Source organism: Lysobacter sp. 1R34A (assembly GCF_051217035.1).
In the GTDB taxonomy this organism is placed as follows: domain Bacteria; phylum Pseudomonadota; class Gammaproteobacteria; order Xanthomonadales; family Xanthomonadaceae; genus Lysobacter.
In genome coordinates, this window is sequence record NZ_JBPKJP010000002.1 from 89833 (window position 1) to 103931 (window position 14099).

Annotated in this window: 13 protein-coding genes; 9 read left to right on the top strand and 4 right to left on the bottom strand. The window is 67.4% G+C overall.

Going from position 1 to position 14099, the window contains the following annotated elements:
- The first annotated feature begins 987 nt into the window (after positions 1–987).
- Positions 988–1344 (top strand): FmdB family zinc ribbon protein, encoded by a 357-nt coding sequence (locus ACSAMQ_RS01555; RefSeq protein ID WP_435393955.1) that lies wholly within the window; start codon positions 988–990, stop codon positions 1342–1344.
- Positions 1345–1663: 319 nt separating this feature from the next.
- Here the strand turns inward: ACSAMQ_RS01555 and ACSAMQ_RS01560 are convergent, their stop codons facing one another.
- Positions 1664–2692 (bottom strand): SDR family oxidoreductase, encoded by a 1029-nt coding sequence (locus tag ACSAMQ_RS01560; RefSeq protein WP_435393956.1) that lies wholly within the window; start codon positions 2690–2692, stop codon positions 1664–1666.
- 108 nt (positions 2693–2800) lie between these two features.
- Between ACSAMQ_RS01560 and ACSAMQ_RS01565 the strand changes: the two genes are divergently transcribed.
- The 3 genes from ACSAMQ_RS01565 to ACSAMQ_RS01575 all read left to right on the top strand — a co-directional run bounded on the left by ACSAMQ_RS01565 (position 2801) and on the right by ACSAMQ_RS01575 (position 6233).
- Positions 2801–3442 (top strand): TetR/AcrR family transcriptional regulator, encoded by a 642-nt coding sequence (locus ACSAMQ_RS01565; RefSeq protein WP_435393957.1) that lies wholly within the window; start codon positions 2801–2803, stop codon positions 3440–3442.
- A gap of 277 nt (positions 3443–3719) precedes the next feature.
- Positions 3720–5489 carry an aspartate--tRNA ligase gene (aspS, locus tag ACSAMQ_RS01570; RefSeq protein WP_435393958.1) on the top strand — a complete coding sequence of 590 codons (1770 nt, stop codon included), beginning with the start codon at positions 3720–3722 and terminating at the stop codon, positions 5487–5489.
- A 216-nt stretch (positions 5490–5705) separates the two neighbouring features.
- Positions 5706–6233, top strand: a complete 528-nt coding sequence (locus ACSAMQ_RS01575) for an N-acetyltransferase family protein (protein WP_435394016.1) — start codon at positions 5706–5708, stop codon at positions 6231–6233.
- 849 nt (positions 6234–7082) lie between these two features.
- Here ACSAMQ_RS01575 and ACSAMQ_RS01580 read toward each other — a convergent pair.
- From ACSAMQ_RS01580 to ACSAMQ_RS01590, 3 genes are all read right to left on the bottom strand, one after another.
- Positions 7083–7562, bottom strand: coding sequence for a hypothetical protein (locus tag ACSAMQ_RS01580; protein WP_435393959.1), 480 nt, complete (start codon positions 7560–7562; stop codon positions 7083–7085).
- Positions 7563–7587: 25 nt separating this feature from the next.
- On the bottom strand, positions 7588–8778 hold the full coding sequence (locus ACSAMQ_RS01585; protein WP_435393960.1) for a LamG domain-containing protein: 1191 nt from the start codon (positions 8776–8778) through the stop codon (positions 7588–7590).
- A 232-nt stretch (positions 8779–9010) separates the two neighbouring features.
- Positions 9011–10525, bottom strand: a complete 1515-nt coding sequence (locus tag ACSAMQ_RS01590) for a DUF4832 domain-containing protein (RefSeq protein WP_435393961.1) — start codon at positions 10523–10525, stop codon at positions 9011–9013.
- A 339-nt stretch (positions 10526–10864) separates the two neighbouring features.
- Between ACSAMQ_RS01590 and ACSAMQ_RS01595 the strand changes: the two genes are divergently transcribed.
- The 5 genes from ACSAMQ_RS01595 to ruvA all read left to right on the top strand — a co-directional run bounded on the left by ACSAMQ_RS01595 (position 10865) and on the right by ruvA (position 14076).
- On the top strand, positions 10865–11095 hold the full coding sequence (locus tag ACSAMQ_RS01595) for a hypothetical protein (RefSeq protein ID WP_435393962.1): 231 nt from the start codon (positions 10865–10867) through the stop codon (positions 11093–11095).
- A gap of 126 nt (positions 11096–11221) precedes the next feature.
- Entirely contained in the window at positions 11222–11902 is a 681-nt protein-coding gene (locus tag ACSAMQ_RS01600; protein ID WP_435393963.1) for an esterase/lipase family protein, read from the top strand.
- Positions 11903–12052: 150 nt separating this feature from the next.
- Positions 12053–12784, top strand: a complete 732-nt coding sequence (locus ACSAMQ_RS01605) for a YebC/PmpR family DNA-binding transcriptional regulator (protein ID WP_435393964.1) — start codon at positions 12053–12055, stop codon at positions 12782–12784.
- A gap of 16 nt (positions 12785–12800) precedes the next feature.
- Positions 12801–13328, top strand: coding sequence for a crossover junction endodeoxyribonuclease RuvC (gene ruvC / locus ACSAMQ_RS01610; RefSeq protein WP_435393965.1), 528 nt, complete (start codon positions 12801–12803; stop codon positions 13326–13328).
- A 154-nt stretch (positions 13329–13482) separates the two neighbouring features.
- On the top strand, positions 13483–14076 hold the full coding sequence (ruvA, locus tag ACSAMQ_RS01615) for a Holliday junction branch migration protein RuvA (protein WP_435393966.1): 594 nt from the start codon (positions 13483–13485) through the stop codon (positions 14074–14076).
- Positions 14077–14099 lie beyond the last annotated feature (23 nt).

The window sequence follows — 14099 nt, forward strand, 5'->3', positions numbered from 1 at the left end:
GCGGGTTACTTTCTTTTGTCTAAAGCAACAAAAGAAAGGTAACCAAAGAAGTTGCTTTGTTTTGAATCACAGGCCCGCGCGTTCGATGCATACGCGGAGATTTTTCATACGGGACATCCCTGTCCCGATGAAAAACGGTCCGCATCCCTGCGGGCCGCCCTCCGGGTCTTCTATGGCCTTCGCTAGTGCGGAACGGCGCACAGCAACAGCTACGAAACGCTCGGCTGCGAGACTTAAAGGGTAGGAGCGGCGCAAGCCGCGACCGCCATGCCTCCACCTCGCCTCGTCCCGGCAGTCCCTTTGTAGGAGCGACGTAAGTCGCGACCACGCAACCTATGGATCGCAGCGCCGTTACCGCCATGACGCAGTCGCGGCTTGCGCCGCTCTTACCCAAAGGCAGGCGGACCCCATCGGCCGTTGCCCTTGCGGTTGCCGAGATTTTTGCTTTGCCGCTTTGCCGGTCAAAAGCTGACCGTAGGGCGGCCCGCAGGGATGCAGGCCGTGCGCAAGCAGGCAAGGGATGGCCTGTCTGGAGCTTCCCTGCGTCGGCATCGATCGTGCGGGCTGGTGCCCTTGCAAGGAGAAGCACTTTTCTTTGGTGACTTTCTTTTGTTGCTTTGGACGAGAAAGTTACCCGCACCCTTCAGGGGGTGGAAGCTTTGCTATTGATGTGGCTTCAAAGCCCTGCGGTAAGAGGCGTCGCAACCGGCAACTGCGCGGTCGCGGCTTGCGCCGCTCCTACCCTGCGAGAGCACGTCGCTACGACGAACGGCGACGGCCTTGTCGCCTCTGCGCGTCCCTTGGTCGCGGCTCACGCCGCTCCTACAGACAGCCTAGAGCGGGAGTGCGGTCGGCCCGGGCCGCCGCGGGGGTGCCGAGGCGGCCTGCGCGAGCCACGTCGCAGGGCTGAACACGGGCCGCCGCGCTTGCATCGGCCCGATCTGCCCCCACACTGCCAGTCCGTCGTCCCGAACTACAGTCACCGCCATGCCTATCTACGCCTTCCAGTGCAGCGCCTGCGGCCACGCTTTCGATCGTCTGCAGAAGCTGTCCGACGCCGACCCCACCGTCTGCCCCGAGTGCGGCGCCGAGAAAGTGGGGCGCCAGCTGACCGCGCCGCAGTTCCGCCTGGCCGGCGGCGGCTGGTACGAGACCGATTTCAAGAAGGACGGCGACAAGAAGCGCAATCTGGCCGGCGAGGGCAGCTCCGGCGGCGCGTCTTCGGGCTCCGCCGCATCCGGCGGCGACAGCAAGCCGGCCGAAAAGAAGGCCGAGGCCAAACCCGAGAAGAAGGCCGATACCGCGGCGGCCAGCAAGCCGGCGAGCGGCGGCGGGGCGAGCTGAGCCCCGTCCAGGTCTTGATTGGATTCCCCTGGGGCGCCGCGAGGCGCCCCAGTGCGTTTCCGGGACTGCTTCGTCCTCGCCGGACGCTGCTTTGCGCCGAACGGCGACGGGGCGCGGTGGATGGCCTCGCGACCCTGGACGGGCCCCCACCCTCGGTTTCTTGGATCGTCATCCCCGCGAAGGCGGGGGCAGGGCTACAACGTGAGATCGGGCCGGGACTGTGGTCCGGCGTGGAGGCCCCATGCCGGACGAGCCCGCGGAAAGAATGCGGACCGAGTTGGGGACTGCTGCGACGGCCCGACCGGGATCGAGCCGGGCATCAGAACCAACCGTGGCTGCGGTACCAGGCGACGGTGTCGGCCACGGTTTGTTCGAGCGGCCTGAACTTCAGGGCCAGTTCGCGTTCGCTCTTGGCGCGATCGAAGTGGCTGCGCCCGGCTTCCTTGACCATCAACCGCACCGTGGCGAGGCTGAGCAGGATCGGACGGCCGCTGATGCGCGCATAGATCTCCTGCACCGCCGCCAGTGCGTAAAGCAGCGGCAGGGGCAATTCGCGCGTCGGCGTCTTGACGTTGGCGATCCTGCCCAGCACGGGAACGAGTTCGCGCATCGTCATATGCCGGCCGGCGGCCAGATACCGTTCGGCGCGCCTGCCGCGCATCGCCGCTGCGATATGCGCCTGCGCCACGTCGCGCGCATCGACCACCGAAAAGCTGCCGGGCACCAGCCCGGGCAATTTGCCCAGCACTGCATCGTTGACGAACTGGCCCGATGAGGTGGGGCCGATGTCGGCCGGTCCCCACATCCAGCCGGGCAGCACCAGGCTCGCATGCATGTCCGGGTGCAGCGCCAGAAAGCGCAGCACCGCCTGGTCGGCCAGTATCTTGCTGCGGTAGTAGTCGTCGGCATCTCCCAGCTCGCGCAGGCAGGTTTCGTCGATCGGCATGCCCGGCGCGCCGTTGAGCACGCCGATCGACGAGGTCTGGACGAACCGGCGCACGCCCGCGGCGTACGCGCGTTCGATCAGCGATCGGGTCCCCTCTACGTTGATGCGCTTGAGCTGTTGCCAGTGCCGGCCGCCTTTGTAGTTGTCGCGAAAGAAGGCCGCCGTATGGAACACGACATCGCAGCCCTGCAGCGCGGCGGCGAAGGCGGGTACATCGGCCATGTCGCCCAGGACGAGCTCGACCCCCGCCAACCCCGCGAATTGTTGCTCGCCCTTGGCCACGGAGCGGACCAGCGCCTTGACCTGGACGCCCTGCCCGATCAGCTCGCGCACGAGGTTGTTGCCGAGCAGGCCGGTCGCGCCGGTGACGAACGCGGACGTCAGTTGGGGAGCACTTTGCATGGCGGATGAAATTCAAAATTCAATTGAAATTTAATCTGCCTGGAGTGATTTTGGATGTCAAGCGATATCTGAGTTGCAGATGATCGGCAGTCGTGTGATCTTTGGCGCATGAGCGAACCCATGCCGAAGAAGCGGCTGAGCCGCGAGGAAAGCCAGGCGCAGACTCGCGCGCGCCTGATCGAAACCGCGCGGCAGTTGTTCGTCGCGAACGGATACGCAGGTACCTCGATCCGCGACATCGCCGACCGGGCGGGTTATTCGCAGGGCGCCTTCTACTCGAACTTCGCCAGCAAGGAGGAGGTCCTGCTGGAGTTGCTGCGAGGTCACATGGAGGCCGAAGCCGCACAACTTTCCGAGCTCATGGACAGCGGCAGGCGTACGCCCGAGCGGATATTCGGCGAGCTCGAGTCCTGGGCCGCCACTCTCAACCGCGACGTCGGCTGGTGCGTGCTGTCGATCGAACTGCAGTTGCACGCCAGGCGCAGCCCGACCTTCGCCGACAAGTACCAGCGTGTCTGGGATGCGCACCGGGCCGGGCTCGGCGGCGTGATCGGCAAGTTGTTCGCCGCCCTCGGGCGCCGGCCGCCGGCCGAACCCGAGGAACTGGCCGCGGCGTTCATGGCCTTGGCTCACGGCTTGGCGCTGCAAGGCGCGGGCCCCCCGCCCGATCCGTCGGGCCGGTTGATCCTGCTGTTTCTGCGCGGGCTGATCGCGAACGCCGAACCGGTCGAGAGCGCATCGGCCGCCTAACCCGAGCGCGATGGATGCGGTTGCGCCTGGTGTCGTGCGGCGTCGTGCGGCGTTGCCTCGCGGCCGCTTTCGGCTCCCGGGCGAGCGCGAACCAGCGGCCCGGCCTTATCCGCCCCAGGCTCCGGCGAACGCATGCCGCTCCCGCCGTGCACTAGAATGACCGGTTCCGGCCCCCGGCCGGCGAGGTGTTTCCGGCCCGGCGCCCGCGCCGCGGCCCGGCCCAGGCCCCTTCTGCGACAAACCCCCACGATCCAGCGTTCGACCAATCGGAGTTTTCATGCGTACCCATTTCTGCGGCCTCGTCGACGAGGCGCTGATCGGCCAGACCGTCACCCTGTGCGGCTGGGTCAACACCAATCGCGTCCAAAGCCACGTGGTGTTCACCGATCTGCGCGATCACGAGGGCGTGGTGCAGATCGTCGTCGACTCCGATACCGCCGAGCTGTTCGAGACCGCCGGCGATCTGAGCGTGGAAAGCTGCGTGCGGGTGACCGGCACCGTGCGCGCGCGCCAGGCCGCCAACGAAAAGATCCGCAGCGGCAAGGTCGAAGTGCTGGCGGCGACGATCGAGGTGCTCAACAAGGCCGAGCCGCTGCCGTTCCACGCGCACGAGAACGCCGGCGAGGAAACCCGCCTGACCTACCGCTACCTCGACCTGCGCCGCCCCGAGATGCAGAAGATGATGCGCACCCGCATCCGCCTGGTGCAGTCGCTGCGCCGCTGGCTCGATGCGCGCGGCTTTCAGGACATCGAGACCCCGATCCTGACCAAGGCCACGCCGGAAGGCGCGCGCGACTTCCTGGTGCCGGCGCGCATGCATCCGGGCGAGTTCTACGCCCTGCCGCAGTCGCCGCAGTTGTTCAAGCAGATCCTGATGGTGGCCGGATTCGACCGTTACTACCAGATCGCGCGCTGCTTCCGCGACGAAGCCCTGCGCGCCGACCGCCAGCTCGAATTCACCCAGCTCGACATGGAGTTCGCCTGGGTTTCCGAGCGCGATGTGCAGGACACCGTCGAGGACATGATCCGGGTGGTGTTCAAGGAAACCATCGGGGTCGAACTCGATGCGCAGTTCCCGCGCATGACCTATGCCGAAGCCATGCGCCGATACGGTTCGGACAAGCCCGACCTGCGCATCGACCTGGAATTCGTCGACATCGCCGAACTGGTCAAGCAGTGCGAGTTCAAGGTCTTCACCGACTGGGCCAACCACGCCGACGGCCGCGTCGTCGCCTTGCGCGCCCCCGGCGCGGCCGGCTGGTCGCGCAAGCAGATCGACGAGTGCGGCGCGCACGCGGCGAAGTACGGCGCCAAGGGCCTGGCCTGGATGAAGGTCGAAGACGCCGCCAAGGGCCGCGACGGAATCAATTCGCCGATCGCCAAGTTCCTCGACGACGCCACTCTGGCCAAGATCGTTGAGCTCAGCGGCGCCCAGAGCGGCGACGCGATCTTCTTCGGCGCGGCCGATTACAAGACCGCCAGCGATTTCATGGGCGCGCTGCGGCTCAAGCTCGGCAAGGACCTGGGCCTGGTCGCCGAGGGCTGGAAGCCGCTGTGGGTCACCGATTTCCCGATGTTCGAGTGGGACGAGGAAGCGCAGCGCTACGTCGCCCTGCATCACCCCTTCACCGCGCCCGCGGTCGACGACATCGCCGACCTGCGCGCCAACGCCAAGACCGCGGTTTCGCGCGGCTACGACATGGTGCTCAACGGCAACGAGATCGGCGGCGGTTCGATCCGCATCCACCGCCCGCAGATGCAATCGGCGGTGTTCGACCTGCTCGGCATCGGCGCCGAAGAAGCCGAGGCCAAGTTCGGCTTCCTGCTCGACGCGCTCAAGTACGGCGCGCCGCCGCACGGCGGCATCGCCTTCGGCATCGACCGCATCGCCGCGCTGATGGGCGGCACCGAGTCGATCCGCGACGTCATCGCGTTCCCGAAGACCACCACCGCGCAGTGCCTGATGACCGGTGCGCCGTCGCCGATCCCGGACTCGCAGCTGGCCGAAGTGCACGTCATGGTGCGCCCGAAGCAAGACCCGGCCTGACCGGTCGCAGGGCCGGGCTCGTCGAGCCCGGTTCCAGCGGCGTGCGCAGGATCGTCGCGCGCCGCCGCCGGCGGCTGGTTTCCTCCGCCTGCGGGATGCGCCGCCGGGGCCGAGTGGGGTTGTGCGGGGCATAGGCCCCCACCGGCTTGTTTGCGTTGCCGCTCCATCGTTAACCGTCCGCCCGTACCGCGAGGCCTTATGACGAACGCCGCACCGATCTTTTCCATCCGCCGCGCCGGCGTCGACGATGCGTCGATCGTCGCCGACATCGCCAGCCGCACCTTCGTCGAGACTTTCGGCCATCTGTACCCGCCGGAGGATCTGCAGGCATTCCTGCTCGACAGCTATTCGGTCGAGAAACAGGCCGTGATCCTGTCGCACCCGGACTACGCGATCTTCCTGCTCGAACGCGACGGCGTCGTCGTGGGCCACGCCGCGGCCGGCCCTTGCGGCCTGCCGCATCCGGACGTGGCCGAAGGCGACGGCGAGCTCAAGCGGCTGTACGTACTGCGCGAAGCGCAGAACGGCGGCTGGGGCGCACGCTTGTTCGACACCGTGCTCGAGTGGCTGCAGCGCGATGGCCCGCGGACCCTGTGGATCGGCGTGTGGTCTGAGAACCTGGGCGCGCAGCGTTTCTATGGCCGGTATGGTTTCGAGCATGTCGGCCATTACGATTTCATCGTCGGCAACACGCGGGACCATGAATTCATTCTGCGGCGCGATGCGGTGGCGGTTTCGGGGTGAGATAGACGGAGGATTATTGCCTTTGCCGTGCTTGCCGTTGCCGTACGGTGAAGATTTTGCCGTTGCTGTGCGCAGCCTCGCACTAGCGAAGGCCCTGGAAGACCCGGAGGGCGGCCCGCAGGGATGCGGGCCGTTTTTCATCGGGACATGGATGTCCCGTATGTAGATCCCTGCGTCGGCATCGCTCGTGCGGGCCTGTGATTCAAGAAAAAGCAACTTCTTTGGTTACCTTTCTTTTGTTGCTTTAGACAAAAGAAAGTAACCCGCCGCTTTAGTGACGGAAGCTTTAGGCGTTTGATCTCGTTTCTTTAGAAGCCTGAGAAAGAGCAGGGCTTCCCACTCTGTAGGAGCGACGTGAGTCGCGACCGATCACGCGATATTTCGATCAAGCAAGAGCAGAGCTTCCGTCCGCTGACGCGGCCGGGTTACTTTCTTTTGCTAAGCCCAAAAGAAAGGTAACCAAAGAAAAGGGCTTTCCCTGCAAGGGCACAGGCCACGAGTGCGGTGCTGTCGCCGGGATTTTTCGATAGGACATCCTTGTCCTATCGAAAAACGGCGCACTTCCTGTGCGCCGCCCTCCGGGTCTCCACTTGACCGGCAAAGCAGCAAACCGGCAAAGCAGATCAAAATCTCGGCAACGGCAACGGCAACGGCAACGGCAACGGCAACGGCAACGGCAACGGCAACGGCAACGGCAACGTGGCTGCCTGGGCAGGAGCGGTGCGAGCCGCGACCGCGTTGCTTCAACTTGCCGCGCTAGTGCCGATTCATGCCTTCCGCAAATCGACAACCGCCAAAACAAAACGGCCTCCCCGCCGAAACGGGAAGGCCGCGTCGAAACGCCGATGCTCAGCGCTGGTCGAGCAACACGTTCAACGTGGTCGCATCGAGCGCACCCTGTTTCTGGCCGAGCTTGAGCAGCATCGCTTCCAGGTCGCCGGCGGCCGCCGACTGGCGGGTGGTCGCCGTCGCGGCTTTCATGGCCGTGGCCGGTGCGGTGTCGATGCGCACTTGCCGGCCCTTGATCAGCAACGGCTGCGGCTTCGCTTTAGCGGACGAGCCGCCGACGTGTTCGAGCAGGATGCCGTTGTAGCCGAGCACCGGTTCGGCCGCGGCGCCGGTCTTGGCCGGGGCGGCCAGGGCATCGGCCAGACGGGTTTCGATCGCGCGCAGGGCGGCCGGGTCGGTCACGGTCACCACCGGGTTCGGGCGGCCCGAGTACACCAGGTAGGTGATCTGCAGGCCCGGCGCTTCGGCGGCGAGGGCGAAGCCCGGCGCGGCCAGCAGGGCCAGGCCGGTCAGCAGGGTTTTCAGCGAAAGCTTGGTCATGGCGATTCCCCGGGTGGACGCAGGCTTAGTTGACTTGTTCATGGCCGGTACCCTCCACGCTGTCGGACCACACCCGGAAGAAACCGCAGAAATCGGTGTAGGCGCCGCGGTTGGCGGTGCGCGGGTCGGTGATTTCGTTGCCGGAATTGTCGCGGTTGGTGGCGGAGGTCTGGCCGGGCTTGTGGGTCCACTTGCCGTTGGCGTCGCGGCGATACCAGTGATAGTCGTAATTGGGCCCGACCACCAGTGCGGCGATGTTCTTGTAGCTGGAGGCGTTGATGTCGGCGACCGGCTCCAGGCCGTCGCGCACCGCGGCGGCGTGCACGGCGGCGCAGCTGATCGAGCTGTACATCGAGCCGGCTGCGCGGCCGGGTTGGGCGAAAGTGTTGGTGGCCTTGTTGTTGGCGTAGTTGTAGCAGTTGTTGTAGCGCTTGCGGGTAGCGTCGTCGTTCCAGTAGGTCGGCTGGAAGACGGTGCGGCCCGGCGCCATCAGGTCGCCGAGCCCGCCGCTGGCGTCGGCCGGGATCGCGCGGTTGTAGACCAGCACTTCGTCGGCGCGGTCGTTGAAGCGATAGGACGGGCTGTCCTTGTGCCCGCCGATCAGGAACGGCCGGTCGACGTTGTCGATGTTGGCCGCGATCGGGGTCGGTTGGGCGGTGGTGCGGCGGCCGTCGATGTAGAACGAGATCGTGTTCGGCGCGCTGCTGCGGTTGACCACCGCGGCGATGTGGTGCCAGCGGTTCGGCGCCAGCGCCAGGCTGCCGTCGGAGACATAGTTGGCCCAGGTGCTGCCGTCGTTGAGTTGCAGCAGCACGTTGCGGCCCTGGTCGACGCCGAACGAGTAACCGCGGCCGACGCCGCTGGCGCGGTTCTCGACCAGGGTCTTGACGATCGAGGAGCCGGGGTTGGCCATGCGCACCCATGCGGCCACGGTGAAGCTGCCGGTGCCGAAGTTGAGGTTCGACGAATTGGGCACTTCCACGTACTTGCCGGCGCTGAAGTCCGCGCCGGCGTTGAGCCAGCCGTAGCTCGACGCGGCGCCGCCCACGACCAGGCCGTTGCGGCCGAAACCGCTGGTGTCGTAAGCGGTGTTGCCGGACAACTCCAGATGCCATTCGCCGACCAGGCCTTGGGTGACCCGCGGCGGCGCGGCGTGTGCGGCGAGGCAGGGCGCGAGCGCGACGCTCAGCGCCAGGAACCATGACGATCGTTTCATACCGACTCCCTGGTGATTTGGCCCCGATGGGCGTCGGGGAATCTAGGGGCAGGCCGGGTCCGCGAACGTGACTGCGCCCGCGGATCGCGCGGGCGCAGGCGTATGGAGCGAGGGTGTCTGCGCGCTTATGTGAGCGGCGCCGGGTCGGTTCCGGACTCCGGGCGTGAATGCCTGCGCGAGGATTCGATGCAGGGCGGGCCGAAGTACCGGGTCTGAACGCCGGGCCGCGCGTTCAAAGGCCGGTCGCCGCCGCGGCGACGGTCACCGTGCCGAGCGTCAGTCGGCCGGCGGCGTCGCGGCCGGTGTTCTGCGGTTTGATCGCAGGCCGGCCGGGCCAGCTGTCGGCGATCGCCAGGCGCAGCGAATAGCTGCCCGGCGCGAGCGTGGCCGGCACCTGCGCGGTAGCGTCGATCAGCGCCGGCACGGTGTTCGGCATCAAGGCGTTCAAGGGATAGTCGAAGGCGGCCTTGCCGCGGGTGGTGCCGCCGGCGTCGACCCAATGCAATTCGGTCTGATAGACCTGGTACAGCGGCGCCGAACCGGTGTTCTCGACGCTCAGCTTGAGCGGGATCGCCGCACCGGCCCGCATGCTGTCGGGCCAGTTGATCTGACGCACGGTGAACTCGTAGCCGAGCGCGCGCTTGACCTTGAGCATGTTGGCCTTGAACGTCGACGGCTTGCCCGCCGGATCGACCTCGTGCTGGCCGGCCGGGCCGAGCCAGGTGAAGTGGTACTCGCGCAGCAGGCTCAGGATGTCGTTGGTGCGTCCGGTCCAGGTGGCCTTTTGGCCGTTGTTCGGGCTTTCGCCGCCGATCGGGTTGAACTTCCAGTTGCCGCGCGCGGCGGTGGCGTCGTTGCGGAAACCCCACTCCAGGTTGTGCCAGCCGCTGTCGTCGCACTCGGGCAGCCGGGTCGCGAACCTGTTGCACATCGCGGTGAACGACGGGAAGTAGTCTTCGCTGAAGCCGAACTGGGTGCCGCCGACGTCGGACTGGCGCGCGTAGCGGCTGTGCACCGGCGTTTGCTGGAACGCCGCGGCATAAGCATCGCGCACCACGCTGCGGGTGGTCGCGTCGGGCTCCCAACTGTCGCAGCCGGCGGTGTGCCACTCGCCCCAGAAGCCGAGCAGGCCGACGTGCACCGCGGTGATGCGCGGGTCGCCGTCGTAGCGGCGCCCGAACGCTTGCACGAACTGCACCAGTTGCTGGCGCATAGCCGGCGTGTTGTAGATCGGCGCGCGGCCGGGGCCGACGTCGTCGCACTGGGTCTGGCTGTAGTTGTGGAACTGGATGCTCACCGGCGCCAGTTCGAGGAACTTCGGATAGGCGCGCAGCGGCTCGGCTTCGTTGCGGTAGAAGTAGCCGATGTTGTTGGCCACGCTGTCGGGATAGTCGGCGACCGGACGCAGCACGAAGGTGGCGTTGGGGTTTTCGTCGAGGATCGGCTTCAGGTGGTTGGTTTCGAACCGGTCCCAGTCGAACTGCTCGTCGGCGGTTTCGATTTCGCGCCACGGGACGTAGATCTGATAGATCGATGCGCCGTAGTGGTTGTCGGGCAGGCCGCCGTCGGCGACGGCGGTGCTGCCCCAAAGCAGGAAGCCGCGATGCGGGTTGGACAGATCGTTGTTGCTTTGGCTGGGACGCAGCTCGCCTGAACATGCGGGCGCTGCGGGAAACATGGCGACCGCGGCGAGCAGCGCCGAGGCCAACACGTTGACGACGGGCAAGGCAGGGTGCCGCAAGGTCATACCGGCTTCCGAAAGAGCGGGGGAGGTGCGGCGAATCCTGGGGGCTGCGAACACGCGCAGGATTGGCTCGCCGTCACACTCTGGCGGCGATCGTGTTTTTATCTTCGACTTTGTTGAGATGAGTCGCGGTTTCGCGATGGGATAGGTCTGGATCTGTATTGACGGGGTCCGATTTGGACCACTCCGTCGCAGCAGCAGCCGGCGCAACGCACGGTTCGGCGGGCATCGGCATCCTCGAACTGTGATGTCCGGCGGTCTTCGGTGAGCATTCGTGGTGGCGCTCTGGCTTAGCCTGCAAGCGCGGACATGCAGTCCGCGGCACACACAAGGAGAGGTCAGATGCTTCGTACCCGTAAAGCGGTATTCACGGCAGCGTTGTTGTTGGGACTGGTGGCGGTGGCGGGCTCGGCGTTCGCGCGCTACCCGATCCTCGGCGTCGAATGGGCCGAGTGGACGCGTTACGACAGCAGCGGCAACGCCATCGGCGGCGGCCGCATCGAATGCGACGGCTACGTACAGACCTGGGGCGCGGCCGGTGCGCCGACCGGTCTGACCCTGCACCGCTGCTGATCGACCCGATGCCGCCGCACGGCCCCCAGGGCTGCGCGGCGGCATCGCTGAATGCCGTCTGGCGCCGATCGATGCGGTCGTCGCCGCGCGCTTGGATTCGCCGGCGGCGACGGCCATATTCGCGGCATGGACAGCCGCAGCGACACGGACCCCCGCAAATCCGCCGAACCCGCCGCAGCGCGCGCCGCCAGGCCGCGCGGGCCGCGCCGGGTGCTGTTGCTGCACGGCATCTGGATGCCCGGGGCGTCGATGGCCTGGCTCGGCGCGCGCCTGAAGGCAGCCGGCTTCGAACCCGAGGTCTTCGCCTATGCCGGCGCCGCCGCCGGCCCCGAGGCCTCGGTCGCGCGCCTGGCGGCGCGCCTGGATACGCCCTGCCACGTGCTGGCGCACAGCCTCGGCGGTCTGATCGTCCTCGACGCCCTGCGCGAGCGGCCGCAGCTGCCGGTGCGGCGCGTGGTCTGCCTGGGCACCCCGCTGTGCGGCAGCGCCGCCGCCGGCGGTCTGGCCCGCAAGGCCTGGAGCGCGGCGGTGCTCGGCCGCGCCGCCGAAGTGCTCCAACGCGGTTGCCCGCCCTGGCGCGGCGCGGCCGAGGTCGGGTTGATCGCCGGCCGCACCCCGCACGGGCTGGGGCGCTTCTTCGGCCGTTTCGAGGGCGAAAACGACGGCACCGTGGCGGTCGCCGAGACCCGCCTGCCGGGCCTGCGCGACCACACGGTCATCGACGCCAGCCACAGCGGCCTGCTGTTTTCGGCGCAGGCGGCGCGGCTGGCCGAGGGGTTTTTCCGGCGCGGCCGGTTCGGCGACTGAGCCGGGCGACCGAGCGATCGCTCAGCCGGACAGAGCGCCCAAACGGCCCGAAGCGGGCCGATCGCCGACGATTGTCGTCCGGGCCGCCGGCGGGCGGGCACGATCGAGTAAAATCGCCGGCTTGTTCAGACAACACGTCCGGTTATCGCCATGGGTAGAGGTCCGTCGATTGAGGCACGCAAGAACGCCGAGGATGCGCGGCGCGGGAAGATCTTCACCAAGATCATCCGCGAGATCAGCGTGGCGGCGCGTTCGGGCGGCGGCGATCCCAACAGCAATCCGCGCCTGCGCAGCGCCATCGACAAGGGCCTGTCGGCGAACATGACCAAGGACGTCATCGAGCGCGCCATCAAGAAGGCGACCGGTGCGCTGGAAGGCGTCGAGTACGAAGAAATCCGCTACGAGGGCTATGCCCCGGGCGGCGTGGCGGTGATCGTCGACTGCCTGACCGACAACAAGGTCCGCACCGTCGCCGACGTGCGCCATGCCTTCGGCAAGTTCGGCGGCAACCTCGGCACCGACGGCTCGGTGTCCTTCATGTTCGCCAAGCGCGGCGTGCTGTGGTTCGAGGCCGGCGCCGACGAGGAGCGCATCACCGAGGTCGCCATCGAAGCCGGCGCCGACGACGTGGTGGTCTATCCGGAAGACGGCTCGATCGACGTGCTGACCAGCGCCGAAGCGTTTGCCCAGGTCAAGGCCGCGATGGACGCCGCCGGCCTGGTCGCCGGCCAGGCCGAAGTCACCCTGCGCGCCGACAACAACATCGCCGTGACCGGCGAGACCGCCCAGCAGGTGGTCAAGCTGCTGAACTGGCTGGAAGACCTCGACGACGTCCAGAACGTCTACTCGAACGCCGATCTGGACGAGGACGCTTACGCATAACGCGTAAGCTGTCGCCGTGACTAGAATCCTTGGGATCGACCCCGGTTCGCAGCGGACCGGCCTCGGCGTGATCGACGTCGCGGCCGACGGACGCTGCGTGTACGTGCATGCGCAGGCGCTCAAGCTGCTCGACGCCGAGGATTTCCCCTCGCGCCTGGGCCTGCTGTGCGAGGGCCTGGAAGCGGTGCTCGACGAGTACCGGCCCGACCAGGTCGCGATCGAGACCGTGTTCATGGACAAGTCGGCGACCTCCGCGTTGAAGCTCGGCCATGCCCGCGGCGCCGCCCTGGCGACCGTGGTTCGCCGGCGCATCGCCATCAGCGAGTACGCGCCGCGCCTGATCAAGCAGTCGCTGGTGGGCCGCGGCGCGGCCGACAAGCAGCAGGTCCAGCACATGGTGCGGCTGTTGCTGAATCTTCCCGAAGTGAAGCTGCAGGCCGACGCCGCCGATGCGCTTGCGGTGGCCCTGACCCATGCCCACATGAGTGCTACGGCGCTGCGCACCGGCATCGCGACCCACCAGTTGCGCAGGCGCGGGGCGTGAACCCGGCCCGCGCCACAGGCCCGGCCGCGCACGGGGCAGGGAGCTGCGCCCGCGTCCCGTCCGACACGCCGCCTTCCTCTTCGCATCGTCCCAGCCCGCTTCGCGCCCGACCGCTTCACCGGTGCGCGTCGCCAGCCGTTTCCGGAGTTTCACAGTGATCGGTCGTCTCAGAGGCACCCTGATCCACAAGCAGCCGCCGTGGCTCATCGTGGACGTCAACGGCGTCGGTTACGAGCTCGAAGCGCCGATGAGCACGTTCTACGACCTGCCCGAGCTCGGCCGCGAAGTGTCCTTGTTCACCCACTATGCGCAGAAGGAAGACAGCGTCTCGCTGTACGGCTTCCTGCGCGAGGCCGAGCGGCGTCTGTTCCGCGACGTACAGCGGGTCAGCGGCATCGGCGCCAAGATCGCCCTGGCGGTGCTGTCGGGGGTGCCGGTCGAGGAATTCGCGCGCCTGGTCCAGACCGGCGACGTCACCGCGCTGACCCGGATCCCGGGCATCGGCAAGAAGACCGCCGAGCGCATGGTCGTCGAGCTGCGCGACCGCGCCGCCGACCTGGCCGGCCTCGGCGCGCCCACGCTCGGTTCCAGCGGGGTTCCCGCCGATCCGCAGAGCGAGGCCACCATCGCCTTGCAGCAGTTGGGCTACAAACCGGCCGAGGCCGCGCGCATGGCGCGCGAGGCCACCGCCGCCGGCGACGATGCAGCCGCCATCATCCGCAAAGCGCTAAAGTCCGCGCTTCGTTGAGCCAAGGCGGGTTACCGCCACGG

Coding starts and splice junctions, on each gene's coding strand:
- ACSAMQ_RS01565 (WP_435393957.1), top strand. CDS start 2,801: ATGAGCGAACCCATGCCGAAGAAGCGGCTGAGCCGCGAGGAAAGCCAG.
- ACSAMQ_RS01595 (WP_435393962.1), top strand. CDS start 10,865: ATGCTTCGTACCCGTAAAGCGGTATTCACGGCAGCGTTGTTGTTGGGA.
- ACSAMQ_RS01590 (WP_435393961.1), bottom strand. CDS start 10,525: ATGACCTTGCGGCACCCTGCCTTGCCCGTCGTCAACGTGTTGGCCTCG.
- ACSAMQ_RS01585 (WP_435393960.1), bottom strand. CDS start 8,778: ATGAAACGATCGTCATGGTTCCTGGCGCTGAGCGTCGCGCTCGCGCCC.
- aspS (WP_435393958.1), top strand. CDS start 3,720: ATGCGTACCCATTTCTGCGGCCTCGTCGACGAGGCGCTGATCGGCCAG.
- ACSAMQ_RS01605 (WP_435393964.1), top strand. CDS start 12,053: ATGGGTAGAGGTCCGTCGATTGAGGCACGCAAGAACGCCGAGGATGCG.
- ACSAMQ_RS01600 (WP_435393963.1), top strand. CDS start 11,222: ATGGACAGCCGCAGCGACACGGACCCCCGCAAATCCGCCGAACCCGCC.
- ACSAMQ_RS01555 (WP_435393955.1), top strand. CDS start 988: ATGCCTATCTACGCCTTCCAGTGCAGCGCCTGCGGCCACGCTTTCGAT.
- ACSAMQ_RS01580 (WP_435393959.1), bottom strand. CDS start 7,562: ATGACCAAGCTTTCGCTGAAAACCCTGCTGACCGGCCTGGCCCTGCTG.
- ACSAMQ_RS01560 (WP_435393956.1), bottom strand. CDS start 2,692: ATGCAAAGTGCTCCCCAACTGACGTCCGCGTTCGTCACCGGCGCGACC.